Genomic DNA, 26447 nt, shown 5'->3' on the forward strand with positions numbered 1-26447 from the left:
CTGCCCCCCCGCCGCCGCGCCCGCCCCTGGCGCGCCGCCCGCCACCCGCACGCCGGCCGCCCGCCACCCGTACGGTCCGTCCCGCCGCCCCGCCCCCGGCCCGCGGTGGGAGGATCGGTCCGTGCTCGATGCCCAGCCCCCCGCCGTCGCCCCCGCGTCCGCCCCCGATCCCGGCCCCGGTCGGCGCCGCCGCCTGCTCGTCCTGGCGATCTGCTGCCTGAGCCTGTTCATCGTCGGCCTGGACAACACCGTGGTGAACATCGCGCTGCCCGCGATCCAGCGGGACCTGCGCGCCCCGGCCTCCGGGCTGCAGTGGATCATCGACGCCTACACCCTGGTGCTGGCCTCGCTGCTGATGCTGTTCGGCTCGGTGGCCGACCGGTTCGGCCGCCGCCGGGTCTTCCAGACCGGGCTGGTGTGCTTCGCGCTCGGCTCGCTGCTGTGCAGCCTGGCGCCGAGCCTGGGCTGGCTGGTGGCCTTCCGGGCGCTGCAGGCGGTGGGCGGCTCGATGCTCAACCCGGTGGCGATGTCGATCATCACCAACACCTTCACCGATCCCAGGGAGCGGGCCCGGGCGATCGGCGTCTGGGGCGGGGTGGTCGGCATCTCGATGGCGCTCGGCCCGCTGCTCGGCGGCTTCCTGGTGGACGGCGCGGGCTGGCCGTCGATCTTCCTGATCAACGTCCCGGTCGCGCTGCTCGCCATCGCGCTGACGGCCCGCTACGTCCCGGAGTCCCGCTCGCCCCGCCCGCGCCGGCTGGACCCGGTGGGGCAGCTGCTGATGATCGTGCTGCTCGGCTGCGGCACCGCCGTGATCATCGAGGGACCGGGCAACGGCTGGACCTCCCCGCTGATCCTGGGGCTCGGCGCGGCCGCGCTGGCCGCGCTGGTGGCGTTCCCGCTGTGGGAGCGGCGGGTGGCCGAGCCGCTGGTGGACCCCCGGTTCTTCGCCAGCGCGCCGTTCACCGGGGCGACCGTCACCGCGGTCTGCGCCTTCGCCGCCCTCGGCGGCTTCCTCTTCCTCAACACCCTCTACCTTCAGGTCGTCCGGCACTACGACCCGGTCGAGGCCGGGCTGTGGACGCTGCCGATGGCCGGGATGATGCTGGTCTGCGCGCCGCTGTCCGGACGGATCGTGGGCAGTCGGGGCCCGCGCCTGCCGCTGGTCGCGGCCGGGCTCGGCCTCGCGGCGAGCGGCCTGCTGCTCACCCGGCTCGCCGCCGACTCCCCGCCGGCGCTGCTGCTGGTCGCGTACGCGCTGTTCGGCTTCGGCTTCGGCATGGTGAACGCGCCGATCACCAACGCCGCGGTCTCCGGCATGCCGCGCGCCCAGGCGGGCGTGGCGGCGGCGGTCGCCTCGACCAGCCGTCAGATCGGCCAGTCGCTGGGCGTCGCGGTGATCGGTACGGTCGTCACCTCGGCGGTGGTCGGCCCGGTCGTGAGCGGTTTCGCCCCGGCCAGCCACACCGGCTGGTGGATCCTGGTGGGCCTCGGCGGCGCGATCCTCGTCCTGGGCCTGGTCACCACCGGCGCCTGGGCGAGCGCGACGGCCGCCCGGGTCGCCGCCCGCCTCGGCAGCGAGCCGCCGGCGGTGCGGTCCGGTGTACGGGAGGCGCCGCCCGAGCGGCTACGATGACCACTACGGCGGAAGAGCCGGCCGGGCGGTCGCGACGGGTCCCAGACCCGCCGAGGAACGTCCGGGCTCCACAGAGCAGGGTGGTGGGTAACGCCCACCCGGGGTGACCCGCGGGACAGTGCCACAGAAAACAGACCGCCCACCGCTTCCGGCGGTGGGTAAGGGTGAAACGGTGGTGTAAGAGACCACCAGCGACCGGGGTGACCCGGCCGGCTAGGTAAACCCCACCTGGAGCAAGGTCAAGATCGGTGCCCTCGGGCACCGTGCGCGGACGATTGAAGGCTGCTCGCCCGAGTCCGCGGGTGGACCGCACGAGGCTGTCGGCAACGGCAGCCCTAGATGGATGGCCGCCTCCCCGGGCCGCGCGAGCAACCCGGGAGACAGAACCCGGCGTACAGGCCGACTCTTCCGCCCCCTTCCCCGCCCCCGGGCGGGCGCGCGCCGCAGCCACGCGGGATGCGCCCCCCGCGACGACGCTGTTCCCCGCGACTACGCGGGATGCGCGCCGACGGCGTCGCGGATCTGCTCGCCGAGCCCGCCGTTGACCCGGGCGCAGTTGGCGCAGCAGAAGAACATCCCGGCCACTTCGACGCCGTGACCCACGATGCGGACGTTGCACTGCTCGCAGCGGGGCGCGAGCTTCTCCATCGCGCACTCGAAGCTGTCGAAGGTGTAGGTGTCGCCGGTGACCGTCTTGATCTCGAAGGCCAGCCAGTAGTCGTTGCCGCAGGTGACGCAGATGGCCATGGCGGCCGTCTCCTTCCGGTGGGGCCGCTCCCGGCGGGGCGGCTGTTCCCAGTGTCGAAGGCCCGGTCGGCGGCGGCCACCCGGCGGGACTGTCGGGGCGGACCCGGGGCTCAGTCCGAGGACGGGCCCTGGCGTTCGGAGAGCTCCTCCAGGGCGCGGACGGCGCGTTCGGCGTCGTCGGCGGCGACGAACAGGTGGTCGTGGTGGAAGCCGGCCACCACGTTGCAGCTGATCCCGTCCTCGGCGAGTCGCGTGGCGACGGCCGCGGTCAGGCCGACGGCCTCCAGCGCCGAGTGGATCTGCAGGGTGATCCAGGCCGCCACGTAGTCGTAGCGCAGCCCGAGGGCGTCCGCCTCCTCCTGGGCGACCACCACCGTGACCCCCTCGGGCTCGGCGACGGTCACCACCGGCCGCATGCCGGCGGGCACCTTCGCGGGGAGCGTGCAGTAGACGTACCGCCCCGGGTTGAGCAGCGGGCGCATTCCGCGCAGCAGCGTCGCAAGATCTCGTTCTCCGGCCATGCCCGCCACCGTAGCGGCTGGGTGGTGGCGGAGTCCGGGCCTGGCGGCCGTGTCGGGCGCGGCCGGGCGGGCCGCCGGGGGAACCATCGGTACGACTGCTGGACGACTGTCGGCGACATATCGGTGAACCGTTGACGAGCGACAGTCACCGATATATCGTCGAACTATCGAGACAGTGACTCGACTGTCTCGGAGAACCAGGAGGTGGGCGCCATGCGCTCAGGAATGCGATTTCGTGGAGAGGGTCCGCGCGGCGGTGGTCGCCGGCGCGGGCCGGGGCCGGACCTCCGGGGGATGCCCGGGGAGGCCTTCGAGGGCCGGGAGGCGTTCGGCGGGTTCGGTCCGCCGTTCGGCGGCGGTGGCCCCGGGCGGCCGATGGGCGGACCGTTCGGGCACGGCTTCGGTGGCCACGGCGGCCGGCGGGGCGGCCCGCACGGGCGGCGCGGCGGCCGGGCCCGGCGCGGTGACGTGCGGGCCTCGCTGCTGGCGCTGCTCAAGGAGCGGCCGATGCACGGCTACGAGATGATCGCCGAGATCACCGAACGGACCGGCGGGGCCTGGCGGCCCAGCCCGGGTTCGATCTACCCCAACCTCCAGCTGCTGGAGGAGGAGGGCCTGATCACCGCGGAGGAGGTCGGCGGCAAGCGGCTGGTCTCGCTCACCGAGGCGGGCCGGGCCGAGGCCGAGGCCGGACCGGCGGAGCCGTGGGCGGAGGCCGGCCGTGAGGTCGACTGGGAGGCCGTCCAGGAGGTCGGCCAGGCGCTCGCCGCGGTCGACCAGGCGATCCGGCAGGTCATGGCGACCGGGACGGAGACGCAGCGCGCCAAGGGCCTGGCCGTGCTGACCGAGGCCCGCAAGAAGCTGTACCTCATCCTCGCCGAGGATGACTGACCGGCGCGGGGGGAGACGCACCGGCGCGACGGGCGGTGCCGCTGCTCAGGGGTGGACCAGGAACAGGGCCACGCAGACCAGCAGCAGCACCGCCCAGCCGAACCAGAGCCAGCCGTTGGGCCCGATCGTCACCGTGTAGAGGCTCACCGCCAGCAGCAGCACCCCGGTGACCCCGGCGACCTGCCGGTTGTGGTGCGCGACCGCGCGCGAGCTGCTTCGCGGGTGCCGTACCGACCTGGCCATGCCGACCTCCCGGGGAAGGCGATGGGGGAGCGGGCGCCCGCCGGCCGGAGGCTCCGTCAGCCGGAGGCCTTGGCGGAGGCCGCCTCGTCGTACTCGTAGCGCCAGAACCAGCTCAGGCCCCGAACCTGCTTCGCCCGGACGTACACCAGTGTGCGCGCGGGGACGTCTCCGTGCGCGGGGACCGGGACGGTGTACTTCTTGGGCACGCCCAGCATCGGCCCCAGCGGGATCGGGAGGACCTTCCCGTCCAGGGGGCCGCCTACGAACGCGGTGTCCGTGCTCTTCATCCCTCCAGGGTCTCACCTCCGCGGAGATGCCCGGCCGGGCCCGTCGGGTGACCGGGGGCGCCCTGGTGGGAGGGCGAGCGGGAGGCTTCGTGAGGGCGGAGTGCCGGGAGTGTGCCCGGGGTGCGCGCGGGAGTGTGACCGGAGAGGCACCGCCCCCGGTCATCCGGAGGGTCCGAGCACCCCTATCCTTGCCTGTACGCCCTCGGGGTTCACCCGGGTCAGCGGGCCCCGTACGGGCCGGGCTCGGCGCGGATCCGCGCGCTCTCCGGTCGATCCGGCGCGGACAGCGTGCTGCCGTGACTGCGTACCGTGACCCGGGCGTCGGCCGTCCGGTGACCCCGGGCCGCGGTCGACAGGGCGCGGACGGCAGGGCCGAGCACCCCGGGAAGCATGCGGGGGCATCGTGCGTTGCGTCGGAGTGTACGTCGAACGCTGTGTCGCACCAGGCACGGCAGTTGCGCGGAAGGGGCCCGATGGAAGCCGGCGGCAGGTGGACGACCTGGTGGCAGAAGCGTGATCGTCAGCGGGCCAGGGCAGGGGGCGCGGACGGCCCGGCCGCCGGGCTGGATCAGCTGCTCGGCGCGGTGCGCGCCGGTTTCCCGCTCGCGCCCGCCGCCCATCCGACCGGCTACCGCTGTTCCTGCGACCGGGTGGCCTGTCCGGCCCCGGCCCAGCACCCGGTCTCCTTCGCCTGGCAGACCCAGGCCACCACCGACCCCGAGCAGCTGTCCCGCTGGCTCGCCCGCGACCCGAACGCCAACTTCATCACCGCCACCGGCCGGGTGCACGACGTGCTGGACGTCCCGGCGGAGGCCGGACGGCTGGCGCTGGAGCGGCTGACCGCCCTGGGCGTCGAGGGCCCGGTCGCCGCGGTCGGCGAGGACCGCTACCTCTTCTTCACCGCCACCCGCGGAACCCCGCAGGACGAGGACGAGTGGTGGCCCAGCGCGCTCGACTCCACCCCGGACACCATGTCCGAGCACCCCGGCCTGCGCTGGCACTGCCGCGGCTCGTACACTCTGCTCCCACCGGCCGCGCTGCCGGACGGCTCCCGGGTGCAGTGGCTGCGCGGGCCCGAGCAGCCACTGCCGGACCCGCTGCGCGTGCTGGACGTGCTGACCGACGCCTGCACCGAGGTGGGCGCCGTCGCCGAGGAGCAGTGGCTCATCGGCTAGGGCCGGTCGTCAAACCCGCCCCGCAGGCGCGGGTTTGACGACCGGCCCTCACGCGCCGGCACCCGCTAGGGAAGCGCTACGGACGCGCTACGGAAGGGTGAGGATCTCCGCGCCGTCCGCGGTGACCACCAGGGTGTGCTCGAACTGGGCCGTGCGCTTGAGGTCCTTGGTGACGACCGTCCAGCCGTCCGGCCAGATCTCGTAGTCGTAGGTGCCCAGGGTCAGCATCGGCTCGATGGTGAAGGTCATACCAGGCTTGATCACCTCGGTGGCCCGGTCGCTGTCGTAGTGCGGGATGATCAGGCCGGAGTGGAACGACGTGTTGATGCCGTGTCCGGTGAAGTCCCGCACCACGCCGTAGTCGAAACGCTTGGCGTAGGACTCGATGACCCGTCCGATGACGTTGATCTGACGGCCCGGCTTGACCGCCTTGATCGCCCGGTTGAGGGATTCCCGGGTGCGCTCGACCAGCAGCCGGGACTCCTCGTCCACGTCGCCGACCAGGTAGGTGGCGTTGAGGTCGCCGTGCACCCCGTGGATGTACGCGGTGGCGTCGATGTTGACGATGTCGCCGTCCTGCAGCACGGTCGAGTCCGGGATGCCGTGGCAGATCACCTCGTTGATCGAGGTGCAGACCGACTTGGGGAAGCCCCGGTAACCCAGGTCGGACGGGTAGGCGCCGTGGTCGCACATGTACTCGTGGGCGACGACGTCCAGCTCGTCCGTGGTGACACCGGGGGCGATCAGCTTGGCCGCCTCCTCCATCGCCCGGGCGGCGATCCCGCCCGCGATCCGCATCTTCTCGATCGTCTCGGCGGTCTGCACCTCGGGCCCGGTGTACGGCGTCGGGGCGGGCCGCCCGACGTACTCGGGACGCGCGATGTGCGCCGGGACCTTGCGGGTGGGGGACTGGATGCCGGGTACGAGAGCCATGGCCGCGAGTCTAGTCGCCGGGCCCGGCCGGGACGGGCGGTGTGCGGACCCACCCGGGCCGGGGAATGATCGGTATCGACCCATCCGCCTGAACGGGAGTACGCCATGCCCTTCGGATTCAACCGCAAGCCGACCGGGAAGCCCGGCGAGTGGTTCTACTGCATCAAGCACGGAAAGGTCGAGGAGGGCCCGGAGTGCCCGGCCAAGGACCGCCTGGGGCCGTACGACAGCCCCGAGGAGGCCGCCCACGCGCTGCAGATCGCGGACGAGCGCAACCGGGAGTGGCGCAACGACCCGCGGTGGAGCGACAAGCCCGAGGACGGGACGGCCGAGTAGACGGCGTCGGCGTCGGGCCGCAGCCGGCAGGGCGTGCGGCCGGGAGGGCGTGCGGCGCGCAGTGGGGAGGTCAGTGCGGGTCGGGGGCGGTGAAGTACTCCTCGTCCACGCTCAGCACGACGAGGCGCCGCCCGCCCGCGAGGGCCTGGGCGGCGGCCTGGTCCACGGGCGGCGCGGGCCGGGACTCCCGATCCGCCCAGGCCTTCGTGGTGGCGTTCGGCGCCGCGAGCTTCCAGGGGAAGCCCGCGCCCGGGGTCGGGGCGCCGATCGGGTCCTTCCGCTCGTCGAAGGCCAGGCTCACCCCGAGCAGGTCGTGGTCCCCGTCGGTGCGGGGGAAGCCGTACCAGAGCGCCTCGCCAGGCCGGGGCGAGGCGTTGGAGTCGGTGCCCTGGGCGCCCTGGGCGGCCATCGCCTGGTCCCAGCGCGACCGGGCCTGCTGTGGATCGCCGCTCACCGCCAGGTACCTGACCACCTGTCGGCGGCACTTCGGGGCCGGCCAGTGCACCCCGGAGCCGTCGGACCGGCCGGGATCGACGCCGCAGCCGTCCTGCACGCCCTCGCCGATCGGCTGGGCGCCGGAGAGCGCCGGGAGCAGCACGGCCAGCCGCCGGTCGATCTCGGCGGCCAGGGACCGGTCGGCGGCGGCGACCTCGGGGGAGGCGGCCAGGGCGGCGACGTCCGGCGGCTGCGGGGCGAGCGTGCCGCCGACCGCGCGGGGGGCCGGGGCCCGGTCCGCGGCCCGGTCGCCCGGTGACAGCGCCCAGTTGAGCGTGCCGGCCACGGCGGCGGCCACGACGATCCCCACGGCCGCCCACGGCTTCCAGCCCCCGGTTCTCATGCCGGGCAGTCTGTCACAGCGTGGCAGCCGCCCCGGTGGACTTCTCCGGCTCCCGTCCGGCCGCGCGCTGCTGCAGCGAGCCTTCCTACAGCGCCCGTTCCTGCAGCGCCCTCTGCTGCTCGGTCCGTTCCCGCTCGGCCTGTTCGTGTTCTGCCTGTTCGTGTTCGGCGCGGACGGCGGCGGCGTGCGGGTCGGTGCGGTCGTCGTAGGCGAGCAGCCTCGGCAGCGCGGCGGCGACCGCGAGGACGGCGACGACGCAGGCGACACCGCCGGTCCAGACGGCGGCGCGCACGCCGATCAGCCCGGCCACGGTGCCCGCCCGGACCTGGCCGAGCTGCGGCCCGACCGAGTAACTGAGCAGCTCGACACCGGCCATCCGGCCGCGGACCGCGTCCGGGATGGACTGGTTCCACATGGTCGAGCGGGCCAGCCCGCTGATCTCGTCGGCGCCGCCGGCCAGGGCCAGCCCGAGCAGCACCAGCCAGACGTTCCCGGACAGCCCGGCCAGCGCCATCGCCGCGCCCCAGCCGACGGCGGCGGCCAGCAGCAGCCGCCCGTGCCGGTGCACCCGGGACGTCCAGCCGCTGGTCGCCCCGACCAGCAGGGCGCCGGCGGCGGAGGCCGCGTACATCGGGCCGAGCGCCCAGTCCGCGCCCAACTCCGAGGCCAGGAAGGGGAAGACGGCCACCGGGTAGGCGAACAGCATGGCGCACACGTCGATCGCGTAGGTGCCCAGCAGGTCCTTGCGGCTCCACGCGTACCGGACGCCGGTCAACACCGCCTGCACCGAAGGCCGTTCGGCGCCGGTGGCGGGCGGCACCGCCTTGATCCGGACGAGCAGCAGCAGCGAGGCGCCGAAGGTGAGCACGTCCAGCGCGTACGCCGTCTGCACCCCGGCGAGCGCCACCACGACACCGGCCAGTGCCGGCCCGGCCACCGAAGCGGCGTTGTGGTACAGGGACTTGAGGGCGAACGCGGCGGTCAGGTGCTGGTGCGGGACGATCCGCGGGGTGAGCGAGTCCAGGGCCGGGCGCTGCACGCCGTCGGCGGCCGCGACCAGCGCGGCGACCAGGTAGATCGGCCAGAGCAGCGGGTGCGGCAGCAGGGCGTTGAGCAGCAGCAGCCCGGCCAGTACGCCGAGCGCGGCCTCGGCGCGCAGCACCAGCTTGCGGCGGTCCAGGGCGTCGGCGAGGGCGCCGCCCCACAGGCCGAAGACGATCAGCGGGACGAGTTCGACGGCGCCGATCAGGCCGACCGCGAAGGAGGAGCCGGTGAGCTCCTTGATCTGCATCGGCACGGCGACGAGCGTGAGGAAGCTGCCGAAGCTGGTGACGCAGCCGGACGTCCAGAGGTAGCGGAAGTCGCGCGACGCGCGCCACGGCGACAGGTCGGGCGTCAGCGAGCGCAGGGCCGACCGGATCCGCCCGGGCGCGGAGGTGTGCGGGGGTTCGTCGACGTTCACGAACCATCATCCTGAGCCGGGCCCCACCCCTCCCGCAAAGGGTTTTCGAGCCGCCCGCCGTTGTGTACACCTGGTACAGAACGTACGCTTGGGCGCATGACGCAGCCGCTGCCCATAGAGTCGATCCGCGATGTCCGCGCGCACTTGGCCGAGGTCGTCGAGCGGGCGGACCGGGACGACGTCCCCACCGTGATCACGCGCAGGGGCAAGCAGGTCGCCGCCGTCGTGTCGATCGAGGTCCTCCGGAAGTACCAGGAGTGGGAAGAGCGCGAGATCAACCGGATCATCGACGCGCGCATGGCCGACCCTTCGCAGGGCGTCCCGATCGAGGACGTCATGAGGGAGACGCTGGCCCGCAGTGAGTGAGTACCGCACCGTCTTCCGGCCGGAGGCCCGGGACGAACTCCGGAAGATCCCCCGTGACACCGCGCTCCGCATCCTGGCCAAGCTGACCGAGCTGGAAAGCGATCCGTTCGGCTTCAACACCACCGCGCTCGTGTCGCAGCCCGACCGCCGGCGCCTGCGCGTGGGTGACTACCGGATCATCTACACGATCGACAACGGACAGTTGGTGGTGTGGGTCGTCCACATCGGTCACCGTTCCACGGTCCACCGCACGTGATGCCGCGGCGTTGGTGACCGGGCGTTCGTGGCCCGGGTGTTCGGGCGGGCTACCAGCGGCTGAGCCCGGGGGCCGCGGTCAGCCGGCCGGCGAGGTCGGCCAGGCGGTCGAGGGTGGAGCGGCGGCCGGGCGGCCGGCCGGCGGCGGCGCTGACCAGGTGCTGGGCCAGGTCGAAGGGTTCCTCGGCGGCGGTGCCGACGGCCAGCCGTTCGTGCGCCAGCCCGCCGAGGTCGCCCGGCGCGGTGGGGTCGGCGCCGTCCAGCGCGAGCACGGTGGCGCCGTGCCGTCGGGCGTCGTGCACCCGCTCCAGCAGCGGGGCGCCGGCCGCCTCCGGGGCGACCACCAGGACGGTGGCGCCGCGCCCGGCCCCGGTGAGCCGCCGCAGGTCGTGCGCCAGGTGGGCCGGCGCGCCGGCCGGCGGACGGTGCCGCAGCAGGGTGGGCGCCAGCCGGGGGACGGCCGACCACGCGGCCTCGTCCGCCAGGTGGGCGGCCAGGTGCCACGGCTCGTACGCCTCGGTGCCGACCAGCAGCAGGGCGTCCGCCCCGCGCCGCTGCACCGAGCGCCGCAGCGCCCCGGCGAAGCCGCCGACCGCCTCCGGCCAGCCCGTGCCCGCCAGCCGTTCCCGGAGTGCCGAAACTCTCACCGCGTCCATGCGGGCCAGGATGTCGCGCGGGGCCTGGGGTTTGGCAGGATCGGCCCATGACTTCCCTCGATTCAGCGACAAACCCGGCCCACGAGCTGCCGGACGTCTCGCAGCTGGTGGTCGGCGTCCTCGGCGGCACCGGCGACCAGGGGCGGGGCCTGGCCCTGCGGCTGGCCAAGGCGGGCCAGCAGGTGATCATCGGCTCCCGTGACGCGGCCCGGGCCGAGGCCTCGGCCGCCGAGCTGGGCCTCGGCGTGCGCGGCGCCGACAACGCCACCGTCGCCCGGGAGAGCGACGTGGTCATCATCGCGGTCCCGTGGGACGGCCACGCCGCCACGCTGACCGCACTGCGCGAGGACCTGTCCGGCAAGATCGTCGTCGACTGCGTCAACCCGCTCGGCTTCGACAAGCAGGGCGCGTACGCGCTGAAGCCGGAGGAGGGCAGCGCCGCCGAGCAGGCCGCCGCGCTGCTGCCGGACTCCCGGGTCACCGCCGCCTTCCACCACCTCTCGGCGGTGCTGCTGCAGGACGAGTCGGTGGAGGCGATCGACACCGACGTCATGGTGCTCGGCGACGACCGCTCCGCCACCGACGTCGTGCGCGGCCTGGCTGCCCGGATCCCCGGCATGCGCGGCATCTACGCGGGCCGGCTGCGCAACGCCCACCAGGTCGAGGCGCTGGTGGCCAACCTGATCTCGGTCAACCGCCGCTACAAGGCCCACGCGGGCCTGCGGATCACCGACGTCTGACCGGTGGGTGCCGTGTCGACCTCACCCCTGGACCCGTTCCGGAGGTGAGGTCGGCGACAATGGGACGCGGCCGCGCCCCGGTCGGCCGTACCCGTTCTAGGAGCCCTCCACCATGCCCCGCACGTCCGTGCTCGCCCTGACCGTCGTCGTCCTCGCGCTGGCGGCCGCCGTCTTCTCGCTGACCCAGGGCCTGTGGCTGGGCCTGATCTGGCTGCCGCTGGCCGGCGTGGCCAGCAACGTGGTGTGGCTGAACCGCCGCCGGGCGAAGATCGCCGAGGCCACCGCCGCGGCAGCCGAGCAGGGCTGACCGAAGAGGGCCGACCGGGCAGGGCTGACCGAAGAGGGCCGACCGGGCAGGGCTGACCGAAGAGGGCCGACCGGCGAGGGCCGGCCGCCCTCGGATCAGTTGTCCCAGAAGCGGAACATCGCGTAGCCGAGGTCGGAGACCCGGCCGTCCACCCCGAACAGCCCCATCAGCCCGTGCACCGCCTCGAAGAAGAGCTGGTTGACCTGGGGCTGCCACAGCAGCGCGAACACCGCCAGCATCCCGTACGGCGCGAACGGCTCGACCGCGCGCCGGGTCTTGGCCGACAGCCACGGCTCGACGATCCCGTAGCCGTCGAGGCCGGGCACCGGGAGCAGGTTGAGCAGTGCGGCGCTCAGCTGGAGCAGGCCGAGGAAGGCCATCGCGCACTCGATCGGCTTGTACGGGTCCACGCCGAAGGCCCAGACGTACACCCCGCCGTCGCCGTGCAGCCACCCCGCGCCGACCGGGATGAGCAGCACCGCCGCGAACAGCACGTTGACCAGCGGCCCGGCCGCCGAGACCAGGCTGTGCTTGAGCCGGCCGTGGATCCGGTGCCGCTCGATCCACACCGAGCCGCCGGGCAGGCCGATGCCGCCGAGGATCACGAAGACGATCGGGAGCACGAAGCTCAGCAGCACGTTGGTGTACTTCAGCGGGTTGAGCGTGAGGTAGCCCTTGGCGCCGACGGTGATGTCGCCGCCGTGCAGCGCGGTGCGCGCGTGGGCGTACTCGTGCAGGCAGAGGGAGACCATCCAGCCGGCGACGACGAACAGGAACACGCCGAAGGAGCTGTTCCCGTAGTCGGCGTACACCGCCCAGGCGGAGGTGGCGAGGACGGCGAGGAGCACCCAGAACACCGGGCTGATCCGGCGGTCCTCGCTGCGGGAGCGCGGCGTGGCGGCGAAGGTCATGGTGTGGATGCTCCGTGGGCAGGGGGAGGTCGGGATGCGGGCCGGGGTCGATCATGCCGGGCGGGCCGGTGACCGGACAAGCCGCTCCGGGTGAACGTCCGAACGCCCGGCCGCGTTCCGTCGCGGGTGCGAGCGCTGGCGCGGGCGCGGGTGCGGGGAGTTCCAGCACAATTGTGCGGCCGTACCCGCGACGATCGACCAGAATGGTCCGGTGCACTACGGCATCCTCGGGACGACCACGGCCCACCACGACGACGGAACCTCGGTGCCCCTGGGCGGCGCCCGGCTGAGGGCGCTGCTCACCGCGCTGGCCCTGCGGCAGGGCCGTCCCGTCCCGGCCGACCTGCTGGTGGACGAGGTGTGGGACACCGACCCGCCGCAGGACGCCTCCGCCGCGCTGCAGACCCTGGTCGGCCGGCTGCGCCGCACCATCGGCCGGGACGAGGTCGGCTCCGGCCCGGCCGGCTACTGGCTGACCGGCCCCGGCACCGACCTCGCCGACTTCCAGCGGCTGAGCGCCGAGGGCCGCCGCGCCCTGGACACCGGCGACGACGCGCTCGCCGCCGAGCGGCTGCGCGCCGCGCTGGCGCTGTGGCGCGGCCCCGCCCTCGCCGACCTGCCGGACCGCACCGGCCCGGCCGCCCGGCTGGAGGTCCAGCGCGAGGAGGCCCGCCGCCACCGGATCACCGCGGATCTCGGGCTCGGCCGCGCCGCGGAGCTGGTCGCCGAACTCGCCGAGCTGTGCGAGCGGCAGCCGTTGGACGAACCGCTGCAGCTGCTGATGATCCGGGCGCTGCAGGCGAGCGGCCGCACGGCGGAGGCGCTGCGCCACTACGAGCGGACCAGGCGGGCGCTGGCCGACGAGCTGGGCGTCGACCCGGGCCGCCAACTGCAGTCCCTCTACGCCGAGTTGCTCGCCCCCGTGGCGGAGGTGGAACCGGACCCGGGCCCACTGCCGACGCCGGCCGGGGACGCGCCGGCGCCCCGGCTCCCGCGCGCCGGCGGCAACCTGCGCGGCCGGCTGACCAGCTTCGTCGGCCGCGAGGCCGATCTCACCGCGCTGCGCGGAATGTTGACGGACCGTCGGCTGGTGACCCTCACCGGCCCCGGCGGCTCCGGCAAGACCAGCCTCTCGGTCGAGGCCGGCCGGGCCGAACAGGGCGCGGGCGCCTGGCCGGACGGCGTCTGGGTGGCCGAACTCGCCCCGCTGGAGAGCTCGGAGGCGGTGCCCGCCGCCGTGGTCTCCGCACTGGGCCTGCGCGAGATCGTGCTGCACAGCACCAACATGGTCGCCGAAGTGATCGAGAAGCGCGCCGAGGACCCGCTGCGCCGGCTCGTCGAGCACTGCGGCCACCGCCGGATGCTGCTCGTCCTGGACAACTGCGAGCACCTGGTCCAGGCCGCCGCCGACCTCGCCGACGTGCTGCTCGCCGAGTGCCCGGGGCTGACCGTGCTCGCCACCAGCCGCGAGCCGCTCGGCGTGCCCGGTGAGACGGTGCTGCCGGTCGAGCCGCTGCCCGACCCGGTCGCGCTGCGGCTGTTCGCCGAGCGCGCCGCCACCGCCCGTCCCGGCTTCGACCCGCAGGGCGACCCGGAGGCCTGCGCCGAGATCTGCCGCCGGCTGGACGGGCTGCCGCTGGCCATCGAACTGGCCGCCGCCCGGCTGCGGGTGATGACGGCCCGCCAGATAGCCGACCGGCTGGACGGCCGGTTCGCGCTGCTCACCGCCGGCAGCCGCACCCTGCTGCCACGCCAGCAGACCCTGCGCGCGGTGGTCGACTGGAGCTGGGACCTGCTGGGCAAGCGGGAGCGGGCGGTGCTTCGCCGGCTCTCGGTGTTCGTGGGCGGCTGGCAGCTGGAGGACGCCGAGGCGGTCTGCGCCGACGGCCTCGACGTGGCCCCCGGGGAGGTCGCCGACCTGCTGCTGTCGCTGGTCGACAAGTCCCTGCTGGTCGCCGACCTGGACGGCGCCAGCCTGCCGCGCTACCGGATGCTGGAGACCATCCACGAGTACGCCACCGAGCGCCTCGCCGAGTCCGCCGCCGAGCGCGTCGCCGCCGAGGCCCGTCACCTGGCGCACTTCCGCGCGCTGGTCGCCGAGGCCGAGCAGCAGATCCACGGCCCCCGGCAGCTGCACTGGCTGGCGGTGCTGGAGCGCGAGCAGGACAACATCCGGGCCGTGCTGCGCCGCGCGATCGACCTCCGGGACGAGGAACAGGCGCTGGTCCTCTGCCTCGGCATGAGCTGGTACTGGTCGCTGCGCGCCTACAGCATGGAGGCCCGCGGCTGGTACGACGCGGTCGCCGCCCTGGGGCCGGACCCGCTCGGTCCCGACGTCCCGCCGCCGCTGCCGCTGGAGCGCGACGTGCTCGCGTACGGCGTGCCGATGCCCGAGGGCGTGCTGGAGGAGTCCCGCCGGCTGCTCGCGATGTACCGGCTGATCGGCCTGTTCGAGGGGAACCTGGACGTGCTCGGCGACCCGGAGGCGGTCGAGGTCTCCCGGCAGCTGCTGGACGCCTACGGCCCGGAACTGCCGCAGTCCTACCGGTTCCCGGCGCTGATGCGGGTGTTCGGCGCCTTCCTGGCCGGCCGGCTGGAGCTGATGAAGGACCTGCTGGACGACGCCGTCCTCGGCTGCGAGCAGTACGGCGGGCCGGGCGACCTGGCCTTCATCCTGCAGGTCCGGGCACGGATGATGAACGACTGGCCGAGCGGCGCCGAGCAGAGCCTGCGCGACGGCGAGCGCTCGCTGGAGCTGTACGAACGGGCCGGCGACCTCTGGGGGGTCTCCCAGGCGCTGGCCGCGCACGGGGAGAGCCTGGCGGGCCAGGGCGAGTCGCAGGCCGCCGCCGCCGCGTACGCGCGGGCGATCGAGCTGGCCGAGGAACTGGGCGCGCCGCAGGAGGTCCCGATCCTGCGGGTGCACCTGGGCACCGCCATGCTGGAGCACGACATGGAGCGCGGCGAGCGGATCGTCCGGGAGGCGCTGGCCTCCGTCGACGCCCCGGGCACCAACCAGTCCACCACCGGCGCCCTGATGTTCGGCCACCTGACGCTGTGCGGCATCCACGCCGTGCGCGACGAGCACGAGGCGGCCCTGGCCGAGCTGGACACCCTCGACGTGGTCAGGGTGGGCGGCTTCGCGCCGGGCATCGTGGACGGGATGCTGCTGAGCGCCCGGGGCTGGATCGTCGCCCGGGCCGGGGACCCGGACCAGGGCTTCGCCCTGCTGCAGGAGGGCCGGCGGCTGCTGCGCGCCACGTCGGCCACCAGCGGGTTCGCCGAGCACGTGGCGGTCATGGTGGTGCCCGCGGTGGCCGCGGTGCTGGTGAGCTTCGCCCAGCGCGACGGGGACCTGGAGCGGGCCGAGGCCGCCGCCGTGCTGCTGGGCGCGCACACCGGACTGCACGGCCCGAAGGGCGGCTACCTGGACCGGGTCGAGCGGGAGCGCTCCGCCGGCGCCCTGCGGGAGCTGCTCGGCGACGCCGCCTTCGAAGCGGCCCGCACCCGTGGCACCGGGATGACCCAGGCCCAGACCCACGCGCTGATGGACGAGTTGATCGGCGAGGGCTGAGGGCTGAGGGCCGAGGGCCCGGCGGGTCGGTGCCCGTCCCCTGGTCACCGGCCCGCCGGGCCCTCGCGACGGCCGGTGCCTGTCCCGGGCGGCCGGCCGTCCCGTCCGGCGGCCCTCCCTCACGGGGGGCCGACGGTGGCTCTTCTCCGTGGAGGTCAGGTCCGCTTGCGGAAGCGGGCGACCGCCAGCGGGGCGAAGACCGCGGTCACGGCGGCGGACCAGACCAGCACGATCATCACCGGGTGGGCCACCGCGCCCTCGCCGTTGAGCAGCGCACGGGAGGCGTCGGCCAGCGCGGACAGCGGGTTGATCTTGGTGAAGGACTGCAGCCAGCCCGGCATGGTGTTGGTCGGGGCGAAGATCGAGCTGCCGAACTGCATCGGCATCAGGACCAGCATGGCCACGCCCTGGACGGCCTGGGCGCTGCGCAGCGCCATGCCCAGCAGCATCGAGATCCAGACGATCGACATACCGAACACCAGGCCCAGGCCGACCGTGGCCAGCACCTCCAGCGGGCCGGTCTTCACCTCGAAGCCGATGCACATCGCGAAGCCGATCAGGATCGCGAAGGAGAGCAGCCCGCGCAGGGTCTCGGCGGCGATCTTGGAGAGCAGCACGGAGGCCCGGCCGATCGGCAGGGTCCGGAAGCGGTCCATCACACCGGTCTGGAAGTCGCTGTTGAGGCCGGTGCCGACGGCCATCGCGAGGGTGAGGCCGGTCTGCCCGAGCAGGCCGGGGACCAGGTACTGCTTGTAGGTGTCCTGGTCGCCGGCCATCGCACCGCCGAAGACGTAGACGAACAGCACGGTGAAGATGATCGGCATCAGCACGGCGTCGAACATCGACTCCGGGTCGGCCTTGATCCGCATCAGGTTGCGCCGGGTCAGCGCGCCGACGTGGCGCAGCGTCCCGGACAGGCCGATCCGGGAGTCCTCCACCCGGGCGGGGGCGAGTGCGGCGGTGGTCATGCGACGGGCTCCTTGGCGAGGCTGGGGGCGGGCTCCGCGTCGGCGGCGGGCTTGCCGGTGATGGCGAGGAAGACCTCGTCGAGGCTGGGCACCTTGGTGTCGATGCCGGCGATCGCGAAGCCGCGGCCGCCGAGCACGCCGATCACCGCGGTCAGCTGCTCCTCGTCGGTGATCGGCACCGCGAGCAGGCCGGTGTCGGCGGAGAAGGTGGCGCTGGTGATGCCGCTCTCGCGCAGGCAGCGGGCCATCTCGGGCAGGTCGGCCGGGCGGACCGGGCGGACCTGCAGGGTCTGGCCGCCGACCTTGGCCTTGAGATCGGCCACCAGGCCGTTGGCGATGACCTTGCCGCGGTCGATGACGGTCAGCTCGTTCGCGAGCTGCTCCGCCTCCTCCATGTACTGGGTGGTCAGCAGCACGGTGGTGCCCTCGGAGACCATCCGCTGCACCTCGTCCCAGACCTCGTTGCGGGTGCGCGGGTCCAGGCCGGTGGTGGGCTCGTCCAGGTAGAGCACCCGGGGCCGGCCGATCATGCTGGCGGCCAGGTCGAGGCGGCGGCGCATGCCGCCGGAGTAGGTCTTGGCGGTTCGCTTGGCGGCCTCGGTGAGCGAGAAGCGCTCCAGCAGCTCGGTCGCGCGGGCCTTGGCCTCGCGACGGGGCAGGTCGAGCAGTCGGCCGATCAGGTAGAGGTTCTCGTACCCGGACAGGAGTTCGTCGACGGAGGCGTACTGGCCGGTGAGGCCGATCGTGCGGCGCAGCTGCTTGGGCTGGCGCAGGACGTCGTAGCCGCCGACGACGGCGGTGCCGGCGTCCGGCTTGATCAGCGTGGAGAGGACCCGCACCAGGGTGGTCTTGCCCGCGCCGTTGGGGCCGAGCACGCCGAGGACGGTGCCCTCCTTCACAGTGAGGTCGACCCCGTCGAGGGCCTTGGTGGTGCCGTAGTGCTTGACGATGCCGCGGACCTCGACGGCGTTGCCGACGGCGGCTCCCCGGTCGTTCGGGGCGGTGGCGATTCGTGTCATGCCACCAGGTTGTCCGCCCCGGCTGTCAGCCCCCTGTCAGCCGGGCGGCGGCCGTGGCACCCCGCTGCCAGGCGGCTGTCACGCCGCTGTCATCCGCCGGCCGGGCACGGCAGCGCCCCCGCTCCGACGGGCGGAGCGGGGGCGCGGGGTCGTACGGCCCGTCAGTGGAAGGTGTGCTCCTCCGCCGGGAAGGCGCCACCGCGGACGTCCTCGGCGAAGGCCCGGGCGGCGTCGCCCAGGACGGCCCGCAGGTTGGCGTACTGCTTGACGAACTTCGGCACCCGGCCGGCCGTCATGCCGGCCATGTCGGTCCAGACCAGCACCTGGGCGTCGGTGTCGGGGCCGCCGCCGATGCCGACGGTCGGGATCGCGAGCTGCTCGGTGACCTGGGCGGCCAGCTCGGCCGGCACCGCCTCCAGCACCACCGCGAAGGCGCCCGCCTGCTGGACGGCCTTGGCGTCGCGCAGCAGCTGGTGCGCCGCCTCGTCGCCGCGGCCCTGGACCGGGTAGCCGCCGAGGGCGTGCACGGACTGCGGGGTGAGGCCGATGTGGGCCATCACCGGGATGCCGGCCTCGACCAGCAGCTCGATCGAGCGGGCGCTGCGCTCCCCGCCCTCCAGCTTCACCGCGCCGACGCCGGCCTCCTTCATCAGCCGGGCCGCGTTGTGCATGGCCTGCGCGGGGGACTCCTGGTAGGAGCCGAACGGCAGGTCGGCGACGATCATCGACCGCTTGGTGCCGCGGACGACGGCGGCGGAGAGCATCACCATCTGATCCATGGTCACCGGGACGGTGGTCTCGTAGCCGAGGTGGCAGTTGCCCGCTGAGTCGCCGACCAGCAGCACCGGGATGCCGGCCTCGTCGAACACGCCCGCGGTCAGGGCGTCGTAGGCGGTGAGCATCGACCACTTCTCGCCGCGCTGCTTGGCGGAGGCCAGGTCGCGGACGGTGATGCGGCGGTTGGTGACCCCGCCGTAGAGGGTGGCGGTCGACGCCTGGTTCTGGGCAGGCGAAGGCGAAGAAGCGTTCATCGAACGGACTCCTGAAGGGTTGTCGTCTCGTGGCGCCGTGCGGCGTCCCCGGATCCCCTCCATGCTTGCACGCCCCGGCGTGCGCGCAAAGAGGGGTGCGTTCGTCCCGGTGCGATCCGTGACACACCGGGTCCGGTCGTGGTGGCACACCGGGCCCGGTCGTGGTGGGCGGAGGCGGCGGGCTTTGCCTCGTTTTTGCGAAACGGGGTCGTCTCGTATCGTATTCCCGGCTACTCTGGTGCGGGGGGTTACGAGACGTATCCGGCTCGGAATTGCCCGCCAGTGCCACACCACCACGGACGGGAAGACCAATGACCACCGCAGCCGCGCCACCCCGCGTGCCGGAAGCCATCCACCGTCGGCGCTGGGCGATCCTCTGCACCCTGGTGCTCGCCCTGCTCGTCGTCGTACTCGACAACTCGATCCTCAACGTCGCGATGAAGACCATCGCGACCCCCGCTCCGGTCGGCCTCGGCGCCACCCAGAGCGACCTGGAGTGGTCGATCAACTCCTACACCCTGGTGTTCGCCGGGCTGCTCTTCACCTCGGGCCTGCTCGGCGACCGCTTCGGCCGCAAGCTCGCGCTGCTGGCCGGCATGGTGGTCTTCGGCATCGCCTCGCTGCTGTCCTCGATGGCCGCCTCGCCCGGTGAACTCATCGGCTTCCGCGCCCTGATGGGCGTCGGCGCCGCGCTCGCGATGCCCGCCACGCTGGCGATCATCATGAACGTCTTCGAGCGCTCCGAGCAGCCCAAGGCCATCGGCATCTGGGCGGGCGCGGTCGGTCTGGCCATCGCCATCGGCCCGATCACCGGCGGCGTGCTGATCGAGCACTTCTGGTGGGGCTCGGTCTTCCTGATCAACGTCCCGATCGTGATCGTCGCGGTGATCGCGATGGCGGTCCTGGTGCCCGAGTCCAAGGACCCCAACCCGGGGAAGCTCGACCCGGTCGGCGTGCTGCTGTCGATCATCGGCCTGGTCGCGCTGATCTACGGCATCATCAAGGGCGGCGAGCTGGCCGACTTCACGGCCGTCGAGGCCTGGGCGCCGACCCTGATCGGCGTGGTCGCGCTGGTCGGCTTCGTCTGGTTCGAGCGCCGCACCGCGTTCCCCGCGCTGGACGTCAGCTGGTTCCGCAACAAGGTGTTCAGCGCCTCCGTGGTCGTCGTCGGCGTGATCTTCTTCGCGCTGATGGGCGTCTCCTTCTTCGGCGTCTTCTACATCCAGAGCGTGCGCGGCTACAGCGCACTGCAGGCCGGCCTGCTGATGCTGCCGCTGGCCGTCGCCCAGCTGCTGTTCGCGCCGCGGGCCCGGCTGGTGGTCGACCGCATCGGCGTCGCCGCCACCGCCGCCGGCGGCATGCTGCTGGTCGCGCTCGGCTTCGTCGGCTACACCGTGCTGACCGCCACCAGCCCGATCTGGGTGCTGATCGTGCTCGGCCTGGTGATGGGCGCCGGCATGGCGCACGTCATGCCGCCGGTCACCGTCGCGATCATGGGCTCGCTGCCCCGCGAGAAGGCCGGCGCGGGCTCGGCCGTCAACAACACCTTCCGCCAGGTCGGCGGCTCGCTGGGCGTCGCCGTGCTCGGCGCGGTGCTCTCCACCGTCTACCGCGACGGGATGTCCGACACGCTGAACCAGCTGCCCGAGAACCTGCGGGACAAGGCCGGCGAGTCGCTGGAGGCCACCCTGGCCATCGCCGACCGGATCCCGGGCGGCAAGGCCCTGATCGGCCCGGCGAACGACTCCTTCATCCACGCCATGCACGTCGTGGCCTCCCTCTCGGTGGGCATCTCGGTGCTCGGCGCGCTGGTCGCCTGGTTCCTGCTGCCGCGCCGCTCGGCCGCCCCCGGTGCGCCGGCCGGTCCGGCCCCCGAGCAGCGGGACGAGCCCCTCGTCGAGACCGCGGCCGCCGACGCCTGACCTGCGGTCCGACCGGACGGCGGTGAGGCCTCGAACACGACTGGGTGACAATGGCCCTGTCCCCCCGGGTGCGCCCGAGGGGGCAGGGCCTCGGTCCGACGGCGGGCTCCCGCCCGCCGCACGGACCGTCAACGACACGGACGGCGCCCGCGCGCCCGCGGACAGCGAGGGAGTACAGCGGGGATGAAGACGGACACCCCGACCGCCGACACCGATCAGGACTGCGCCGCCGACAGCGGCCAGGCCTGTGCCGCGGCACGCCGCGGCCGGCCCCGCAGCGAGGCCGCCGAGCAGGCCATCTTCGGCGCGGTGGTGGACCTGATGTCGGGCGGCACCACGATGTCCGAACTCACCATCGAGGGCATCGCCACCGCGGCGGGCGTCGGCAAGGCCACCATCTACCGGCGCTGGCCCAACAAGGAGGCCCTGCTGGTCGACGTGGTCGGCAAGCTGGAGGTCCCGATGCCGGAGCCGACCGGCCGCGGCGCGCGGGCCGACCTGATCGAGATGATCGACTACATGCGCCGGCGCGGCCTCGCCAAGCGCACCCGCTGGGTGCTGAAGGCCGCCCTGGGCCAGATGCACAGCCTTCCCGAGCTGCACAACGCCTACCGCGAACGGGTGGTCAAGCCGCGCCGCGAAGCCGGGCTGAAGCTGATCCGCCGCGCCGTGGACGAGGGCGTGCTCCGCTCCGACCTCGACCTGGACCTGCTCGGCGACCTGCTGATGGGCCCGATCCTCTACCGCAGCATCCTGTGGGACGACTCCGACCTGGAGGACCCGGACCTCGCCCGCAAGATGGTCGATTCGCTGATCGGAGGCCTCGGGCCGCGCTGACCCCGGCACCGGCCCCCGTCCGGGTCCGCGCTGACCCCGGCACCGGCCCGCCGTGCGAGGTCGCGTCGGCCCGGCACCGGCCCGCCGTCCGGGCGCCGCACCGGCCGGACGTGGCCTAACTCACCAATCCGGGCCACGCCGGAACCCGCTCCGGGGGCCTGACGTCTGTCCCGGCATAGGCTGAGCCGGGTATCCGATCGAACCGGCACCGGTCCGGTGCCGTGCCCGTCCCGCGGGCCGGACCCCGGACCGGCGGCCGGCACGAGCGAACGGGAGCCACGGCATGACGCAGGCGGACAGGACCGAGCGGATCGCGGCCCCCGGAGGTGCCGACGAGTCGGCCCCGGCGGCGCGGTCCGGCGGCTTCCTCGGCCTGCGGAACTGGGGCCGGGACGCCCGCGGCGCCACCACCTGGCGGCGCGGCCTGGTGATCGCCGCCCTGGCCGGGCTCACCGCCGCGCTGCTCGCCTTCCACGCCGAGGTGCCCAACGGCGCCGGCAACCTCGGCAGCCTGCTGGAGACCTTCCTGCCCTGGCTGGGCCTGGCCGTCCCGGTGCTGCTGGTGCCCGCGCTGCTGCGCCGCTCCGCCACCGCGCTGCTCGCCCTGCTGCTGCCCGTGGTGCTCTGGGCCAACCTGTTCGGCGGCCTGCTGATCGACCGGAGCGGCGGCAAGGGCGAGTGGAAGGTGGTCAGCCACAACGTCGCCGCCGCCAACACCGACGTGCCGGGCACCATCCGGGGACTGGTCGCCTCCGGGGCCCAGATCGTCGCCCTGCAGGAGCTGGCGGGCCGGGCGCTGCACTCGTACGAGACCGGGCTCGCCGAGGCCTACCCGTACCACACCGTGGAGGGCACGGTCGGGCTCTGGTCGAAGTACCCGATCAGCGGGGTCGCGCCGGTGGACCTCAAGATGGGCTGGACCAGGGCGTTCCGCGCCCAGGTCGGCACCCCGCAGGGTCCGGTCGCGGTGTACGTCGCGCACCTGCCCTCGGTGCGGCTGAAGGCCGAGGGCGGCTTCACGGTCAACCAGCGGGACGCCAGCGCGCAGGCGCTCGGCGACGCGATCGAGGCCGAGCCGATCAAGAAGGTGCTGCTCCTCGGCGACCTCAACGGCACCATGAACGACCGCAGTCTGGCGCCCGTCACCTCGCAGATGCGCTCGGCCCAGGGCGCCGCCGGGGACGGCTTCGGCTTCAGCTGGCCGACGTCCTTCCCGATGGCCCGGATCGACCAGATCATGAGCAAGGGCGGGCTCGAACCGGTCGACTCCCGCACCCTGCCCCGGGACGGCAGCGACCACCTCGCGGTGGTCGCCACCTACCGGTACTGAAGGCTCCTAGCCGCGCCGCCAGCGGTTGGTGATCGGCAGTCGGCGGTCCCGGCCGAAGTTCTTCACCGAGATCTTGGGGCCCGGCGGGTACTGGCGCCGCTTGTACTCGGCGGTGTCGACCAGCCGCACCACCCGGTCCACCACGGCCGGGTCGAAGCCCGCCGCCACGATCGCGTCCCGGCCCTCGTCGCCCTCGATGTAGCGCGCCAGCACGCTGTCCAGCAGGTCGTAGTCCGGGAGCGAGTCGGTGTCCTTCTGGTCCGGCCGCAACTCGGCGGACGGCGGCTTGACGATGGTGTTCTCCGGGATCGGAGCCACCTCGCCGCGCCGCTCGGCCTCCTCGTTGCGCCACCGGGCCAGCCGGAAGATCAGCGACTTGTAGACGTCCTTGATCGGCCCGAACGCGCCCACCGAGTCGCCGTACAGGGTCGAGTAGCCGACCGCCAGCTCGCTCTTGTTGCCGGGCGCGAGCACGATGTGCCCCTCCTGGTTGGAGATCGCCATCAGCAGGGTGCCGCGCAGCCGGGACTGCAGGTTCTCCTCGGCCAGGCCGGTCAGCTCGGTGGCGGCCAGGTAGGCGTCGAACATCGGGGCGATGGAGACGGTCCGGAAGTGCAGCCCGGTGCGGCGGGCCAGCTCGGCCGCGTCGCCCTTGGAGTGCTCGGAGGAGTAGCGGCTGGGCATCGACACGCAGTACACGTTCTCGGCGCCGATCGCGTCCACCGCGATCGAGGCCACCAGCGCGGAGTCGATGCCGCCGGAGAGGCCGATCAGCACCGACCCGAAGCCGTTCTTGGCGACGTACGCCCGGGTGCCGGAGACCAGCGCGGCCCAGATCTCGGCCTCGTCGGACAGCCGCGGCGCGACCCCGGCGTCCGCCCGGTCGGCGGGCGCGGGCACCGGCTCGCCGCCCAGCTCGGTACGGACCAGGTGCAGCCCGTCGCTCAGCAGCAGGCCGTCCGTGTGGTCGCTGCTGGCGGCCGGCAGGTCGAGGTCGAGCAGCAGCAGGTGCTCCTCGAACTGCGGGGAGCGGGCGAGGACTTCGCCGTCCGCGCCGACCACGATCGAGTCGCCGTCGAAGACCAGCTCGTCCTGGCCGCCGACCATGTTGACGTACGCCAGGGTGCAGCCCGCCTCGGCCGCCCGGCGCCGGACCAGCTCCAGCCGCTGGTCGTCCTTGTTCCGCTCGTACGGCGAACCGTTGATCACCAGCAGCAGCCCGGCCTCGGCCTCGCGGGCCGCGGTGACCCGGCCGCCGTCCTGCCAGATGTCCTCGCAGATCGCCAGCGCGACGTCGACCCCGTGCACCCGGACCACCGGCAGCTGGTCGCCCGGGACGAACCAGCGGAACTCGTCGAACACGCCGTAGTTGGGCAGGTGGTGCTTGGCGAAGCGGGTCACCACCTCACCCCGGTGCAGCACGGCGGCGCAGTTCTGCGGGGACCCGGCCGGGCGGTTGAAGCGCGGTGACGCGTGGTCGGAGCGCCCGAGGTAGCCGACCACCACCGGGACCTCGCCCAGCCCGTCGGCCGCCAGCCGGCCGGCCAGCTCGACCAGCGCACCGCGGGAGGCCTCGACGAAGGAGTGCCGCAGGGCGAGGTCCTCGACCGGGTACCCGGTGAGGGCCATCTCGGGGAAGGCGACCAGCTGGGCGCCGGCCTCGACGGCCTGCTTGGTCCAGCGCACCACCTCATCGCTGTTGCGGGCGAGGTCACCGACCCAGGGGTCGATCTGGCTCAGGGCGAGACGGAGATTGGGCATGTCCCCGAGTGTAATCGTCTATCTGACGCAATGTCCCGCGAGGGGGGTCGCTCCGGGGTCCTCCCGGGGTCCTCCCGGGCTCGTCCAGGGGTCCTTCCTTGGTCCTCCCTTGGTCCTCCGGGGAGGTTCCGGAGGTCTTCCCGGGGGTCGGCACTGCCGTGCCGCCCGGTGATCGGCCATGATGGGGGCATTCGCCGGCAGGGGTCTTCCGGTGGCCTCCCGGGCGTAACACGAGCGTAAAGAGCAGAGGTGAGACTGTCCCCATGGGCAAGCAGCAGCAGTTCGTGCTTCGGACGCTCGAAGAGCGTGACATCCGGTTCGTCCGGCTGTGGTTCACCGACGTGCTCGGGTTCCTCAAGTCGGTCGCGGTGGCCCCGGCCGAGCTGGAGCAGGCCTTCGAGGAGGGCATCGGGTTCGACGGCTCCGCGATCGAGGGCTTCGCCCGGGTGTACGAGTCCGACATGATCGCCAAGCCGGATCCGACCACCTTCCAGATCCTGCCGTGGCGCTCGGAGACCCCGGGCACCGCCCGGATGTTCTGCGACATCCTGATGCCGGACGGCTCGCCGTCCTACGCCGATCCCCGGTTCGTGCTCAAGCGCACCCTGGAGAAGGCCTCCGACCTGGGCTTCACCTTCTACACCCACCCGGAGATCGAGTTCTTCCTGCTGAAGAACCTGCCCGGCGACGGCACCGCGCCCATCCCGGCCGACCAGTCCGGCTACTTCGACCACACCCCGCGCGGTGTCGGCCACGACTTCCGCCGCCAGGCGATCACCATGCTGGAGTCGATGGGTATCTCGGTTGAGTTCTCGCACCACGAGGGCGCCCCCGGCCAGCAGGAGATCGACCTGCGCTACGCCGACGCGCTCTCCACCGCCGACAACATCATGACCTTCCGCCTGGTCATGAAGGAGGTCGCGCTGGAGCAGGGCGTGCACGCGAGCTTCATGCCCAAGCCCTTCTCCGAGCACCCCGGCAGCGGCATGCACACCCACGTCTCGCTGTTCGAGGGCGACCGCAACGCGTTCCACGAGTCCGGTGCCGAGTACCAGCTCTCCAAGGTCGGCAGGTCGTTCATCGCCGGCCTGCTGAAGCACGCCGCCGAGACCGCCGCCGTGACCAACCAGTGGGTGAACTCCTACAAGCGGATCTGGGGCGGCTCCCAGCGCACCGCCGGCGCCGGCGGCGAGGCCCCGTCCTACATCTGCTGGGGCCACAACAACCGCTCGGCGCTGATCCGGGTGCCGATGTACAAGCCTGGCAAGCAGGGCTCCACCCGGATCGAGGTCCGCTCCCTCGACACCGGCTGCAACCCCTACCTCGCCTACGCCGTCACCCTCGCGGCCGGCCTGAAGGGCATCGAGGAGGGCTACGAGCTCCCGCCCGGCGCCGACGACGACGTGTGGGCGCTCTCCGACTCCGAGCGCCGCGCCCTCGGCATCCAGCCGATGCCGCAGAACCTCGGCGAGGCCATCGACCTGATGCAGCGCAGCGAACTCGTCGCCGAGACGCTGGGCGAGCACGTCTTCGACTTCTTTCTCCGGAACAAGCGCCAGGAGTGGGAGGAGTACCGCTCCGAGGTGACGCCGTTCGAGCTGCGCAAGAACCTCCAGGTTCTCTGACGGTCCGTCAATCACCAGGCGGGGGCGCCCCGGGGTGAGGCGGGCCGCCCGGTAAGAGGGGGCAGAACCCCGCGCC

The 26447-nt window shown here is 73.3% G+C and carries 26 protein-coding genes and 1 other RNA gene; 14 read left to right on the plus strand and 13 right to left on the minus strand.

Annotated elements, in window-relative coordinates; genetic code table 11:
- Window positions 1-121 precede the first annotated feature (121 nt).
- Together ABT048_RS22730 and rnpB are read left to right on the plus strand one after the other, a co-directional pair.
- Entirely contained in the window at window positions 122-1636 is a 1515-nt protein-coding gene (locus ABT048_RS22730; RefSeq protein WP_502894058.1) for an MFS transporter, read from the plus strand.
- A gap of 13 nt (window positions 1637-1649) precedes the next feature.
- An RNA gene (gene rnpB, locus ABT048_RS22735) (RNase P RNA component class A) lies at window positions 1650-2047 on the plus strand.
- 78 nt (window positions 2048-2125) lie between these two features.
- Here the strand turns inward: rnpB and ABT048_RS22740 are convergent.
- Together ABT048_RS22740 and ABT048_RS22745 are read right to left on the minus strand one after the other, a co-directional pair.
- Window positions 2126-2383: a metallothionein gene (locus ABT048_RS22740; RefSeq protein WP_030056921.1), complete on the minus strand. Its 258-nt coding sequence runs from the start codon at window positions 2381-2383 to the stop codon at window positions 2126-2128.
- Between the two features lie 110 nt (window positions 2384-2493).
- On the minus strand, window positions 2494-2904 hold the full coding sequence (locus tag ABT048_RS22745; protein WP_350523277.1) for an ACT domain-containing protein: 411 nt from the start codon (window positions 2902-2904) through the stop codon (window positions 2494-2496).
- 213 nt (window positions 2905-3117) lie between these two features.
- Between ABT048_RS22745 and ABT048_RS22750 the strand changes: the two genes are divergently transcribed.
- On the plus strand, window positions 3118-3795 hold the full coding sequence (locus tag ABT048_RS22750) for a PadR family transcriptional regulator (protein WP_402802294.1): 678 nt from the start codon (window positions 3118-3120) through the stop codon (window positions 3793-3795).
- Between the two features lie 45 nt (window positions 3796-3840).
- Here the strand turns inward: ABT048_RS22750 and ABT048_RS22755 are convergent, their stop codons facing one another.
- Together ABT048_RS22755 and ABT048_RS22760 are read right to left on the minus strand one after the other, a co-directional pair.
- Window positions 3841-4038, minus strand: a complete 198-nt coding sequence (locus ABT048_RS22755) for a hypothetical protein (protein WP_350523279.1) — start codon at window positions 4036-4038, stop codon at window positions 3841-3843.
- Between the two features lie 56 nt (window positions 4039-4094).
- Window positions 4095-4325 carry a DUF8847 domain-containing protein gene (locus ABT048_RS22760; RefSeq protein WP_350523280.1) on the minus strand — a complete coding sequence of 77 codons (231 nt, stop codon included), beginning with the start codon at window positions 4323-4325 and terminating at the stop codon, window positions 4095-4097.
- A gap of 473 nt (window positions 4326-4798) precedes the next feature.
- On the opposite strand from ABT048_RS22760, the gene ABT048_RS22765 reads away from it, so the two are divergent.
- Complete coding sequence (locus ABT048_RS22765; RefSeq protein ID WP_350523281.1) at window positions 4799-5500, plus strand: bifunctional DNA primase/polymerase; 702 nt, start codon at window positions 4799-4801, stop codon at window positions 5498-5500.
- An 87-nt stretch (window positions 5501-5587) separates the two neighbouring features.
- Here the strand turns inward: ABT048_RS22765 and map are convergent, their stop codons facing one another.
- Window positions 5588-6433, minus strand: a complete 846-nt coding sequence (gene map / locus ABT048_RS22770; RefSeq protein ID WP_350523282.1) for a type I methionyl aminopeptidase — start codon at window positions 6431-6433, stop codon at window positions 5588-5590.
- Between the two features lie 105 nt (window positions 6434-6538).
- On the opposite strand from map, the gene ABT048_RS22775 reads away from it, so the two are divergent.
- The gene (locus tag ABT048_RS22775; RefSeq protein WP_350523283.1) at window positions 6539-6769 is read left to right on the plus strand and encodes a hypothetical protein; all 231 of its coding nucleotides are present in this window, start codon (window positions 6539-6541) and stop codon (window positions 6767-6769) included.
- Window positions 6770-6839: 70 nt separating this feature from the next.
- On the opposite strand, the gene ABT048_RS22780 is transcribed toward ABT048_RS22775, so the two are convergent.
- Window positions 6840-7607, minus strand: coding sequence for a hypothetical protein (locus ABT048_RS22780; RefSeq protein ID WP_350523284.1), 768 nt, complete (start codon window positions 7605-7607; stop codon window positions 6840-6842).
- Window positions 7608-7692: 85 nt separating this feature from the next.
- Window positions 7693-9069, minus strand: a complete 1377-nt coding sequence (locus ABT048_RS22785; protein WP_350523285.1) for an MFS transporter — start codon at window positions 9067-9069, stop codon at window positions 7693-7695.
- Between the two features lie 96 nt (window positions 9070-9165).
- On the opposite strand from ABT048_RS22785, the gene ABT048_RS22790 reads away from it, so the two are divergent.
- On the plus strand, window positions 9166-9435 hold the full coding sequence (locus ABT048_RS22790) for a type II toxin-antitoxin system Phd/YefM family antitoxin (RefSeq protein WP_350523286.1): 270 nt from the start codon (window positions 9166-9168) through the stop codon (window positions 9433-9435).
- Window positions 9428-9691, plus strand: a complete 264-nt coding sequence (locus ABT048_RS22795; RefSeq protein WP_350523287.1) for a type II toxin-antitoxin system RelE family toxin — start codon at window positions 9428-9430, stop codon at window positions 9689-9691. Before ABT048_RS22790 ends, ABT048_RS22795 begins: the two co-directional genes overlap by 8 nt.
- Before the next feature lie 49 nt (window positions 9692-9740).
- Here ABT048_RS22795 and ABT048_RS22800 read toward each other — a convergent pair whose 3' ends face one another.
- Window positions 9741-10346 (minus strand): hypothetical protein, encoded by a 606-nt coding sequence (locus ABT048_RS22800; protein ID WP_350523288.1) that lies wholly within the window; start codon window positions 10344-10346, stop codon window positions 9741-9743.
- A gap of 47 nt (window positions 10347-10393) precedes the next feature.
- Between ABT048_RS22800 and npdG the strand changes: the two genes are divergently transcribed.
- Window positions 10394-11086, plus strand: coding sequence for an NADPH-dependent F420 reductase (gene npdG, locus ABT048_RS22805; protein WP_350523289.1), 693 nt, complete (start codon window positions 10394-10396; stop codon window positions 11084-11086).
- Between the two features lie 112 nt (window positions 11087-11198).
- On the plus strand, window positions 11199-11393 hold the full coding sequence (locus tag ABT048_RS22810) for a hypothetical protein (protein WP_350523290.1): 195 nt from the start codon (window positions 11199-11201) through the stop codon (window positions 11391-11393).
- 95 nt (window positions 11394-11488) lie between these two features.
- Here the strand turns inward: ABT048_RS22810 and ABT048_RS22815 are convergent, their stop codons facing one another.
- On the minus strand, window positions 11489-12304 hold the full coding sequence (locus ABT048_RS22815; RefSeq protein ID WP_350523291.1) for a site-2 protease family protein: 816 nt from the start codon (window positions 12302-12304) through the stop codon (window positions 11489-11491).
- Window positions 12305-12515: 211 nt separating this feature from the next.
- Here ABT048_RS22815 and ABT048_RS22820 point away from each other — a divergent pair, with 211 nt between their 5' ends.
- On the plus strand, window positions 12516-15878 hold the full coding sequence (locus ABT048_RS22820) for an AfsR/SARP family transcriptional regulator (RefSeq protein ID WP_350523292.1): 3363 nt from the start codon (window positions 12516-12518) through the stop codon (window positions 15876-15878).
- 155 nt (window positions 15879-16033) lie between these two features.
- Here ABT048_RS22820 and ABT048_RS22825 read toward each other — a convergent pair whose 3' ends face one another.
- From ABT048_RS22825 to panB, 3 genes are all read right to left on the minus strand, one after another.
- Complete coding sequence (locus ABT048_RS22825) at window positions 16034-16846, minus strand: ABC transporter permease (RefSeq protein WP_350523293.1); 813 nt, start codon at window positions 16844-16846, stop codon at window positions 16034-16036.
- Window positions 16843-17865 carry an ATP-binding cassette domain-containing protein gene (locus ABT048_RS22830; protein WP_350523294.1) on the minus strand — a complete coding sequence of 341 codons (1023 nt, stop codon included), beginning with the start codon at window positions 17863-17865 and terminating at the stop codon, window positions 16843-16845. Before ABT048_RS22830 ends, ABT048_RS22825 begins: the two co-directional genes overlap by 4 nt.
- A 161-nt stretch (window positions 17866-18026) precedes the next feature.
- On the minus strand, window positions 18027-18896 hold the full coding sequence (gene panB / locus ABT048_RS22835; protein WP_350523295.1) for a 3-methyl-2-oxobutanoate hydroxymethyltransferase: 870 nt from the start codon (window positions 18894-18896) through the stop codon (window positions 18027-18029).
- Between the two features lie 311 nt (window positions 18897-19207).
- Between panB and ABT048_RS22840 the strand changes: the two genes are divergently transcribed.
- The 3 genes from ABT048_RS22840 (at window position 19208) to ABT048_RS22850 (ending at window position 22985) form a co-directional block, all read left to right on the plus strand.
- Window positions 19208-20818: a DHA2 family efflux MFS transporter permease subunit gene (locus ABT048_RS22840; protein ID WP_350523296.1), complete on the plus strand. Its 1611-nt coding sequence runs from the start codon at window positions 19208-19210 to the stop codon at window positions 20816-20818.
- 183 nt (window positions 20819-21001) lie between these two features.
- Window positions 21002-21655 carry a TetR/AcrR family transcriptional regulator gene (locus tag ABT048_RS22845; protein ID WP_350523297.1) on the plus strand — a complete coding sequence of 218 codons (654 nt, stop codon included), beginning with the start codon at window positions 21002-21004 and terminating at the stop codon, window positions 21653-21655.
- 283 nt (window positions 21656-21938) lie between these two features.
- Window positions 21939-22985: an endonuclease/exonuclease/phosphatase family protein gene (locus ABT048_RS22850; protein ID WP_350523298.1), complete on the plus strand. Its 1047-nt coding sequence runs from the start codon at window positions 21939-21941 to the stop codon at window positions 22983-22985.
- 6 nt (window positions 22986-22991) lie between these two features.
- Here ABT048_RS22850 and ABT048_RS22855 read toward each other — a convergent pair whose 3' ends face one another.
- Window positions 22992-24746, minus strand: coding sequence for an NAD+ synthase (locus tag ABT048_RS22855; protein WP_350523299.1), 1755 nt, complete (start codon window positions 24744-24746; stop codon window positions 22992-22994).
- 263 nt (window positions 24747-25009) lie between these two features.
- On the opposite strand from ABT048_RS22855, the gene glnA2 reads away from it, so the two are divergent.
- Complete coding sequence (gene glnA2, locus ABT048_RS22860; RefSeq protein ID WP_097238167.1) at window positions 25010-26371, plus strand: gamma-glutamylpolyamine synthetase GlnA2; 1362 nt, start codon at window positions 25010-25012, stop codon at window positions 26369-26371.
- Window positions 26372-26447 lie beyond the last annotated feature (76 nt).

This window comes from Kitasatospora sp. NPDC096140, from assembly GCF_040303045.1.
In the GTDB taxonomy this organism is placed as follows: domain Bacteria; phylum Actinomycetota; class Actinomycetes; order Streptomycetales; family Streptomycetaceae; genus Kitasatospora.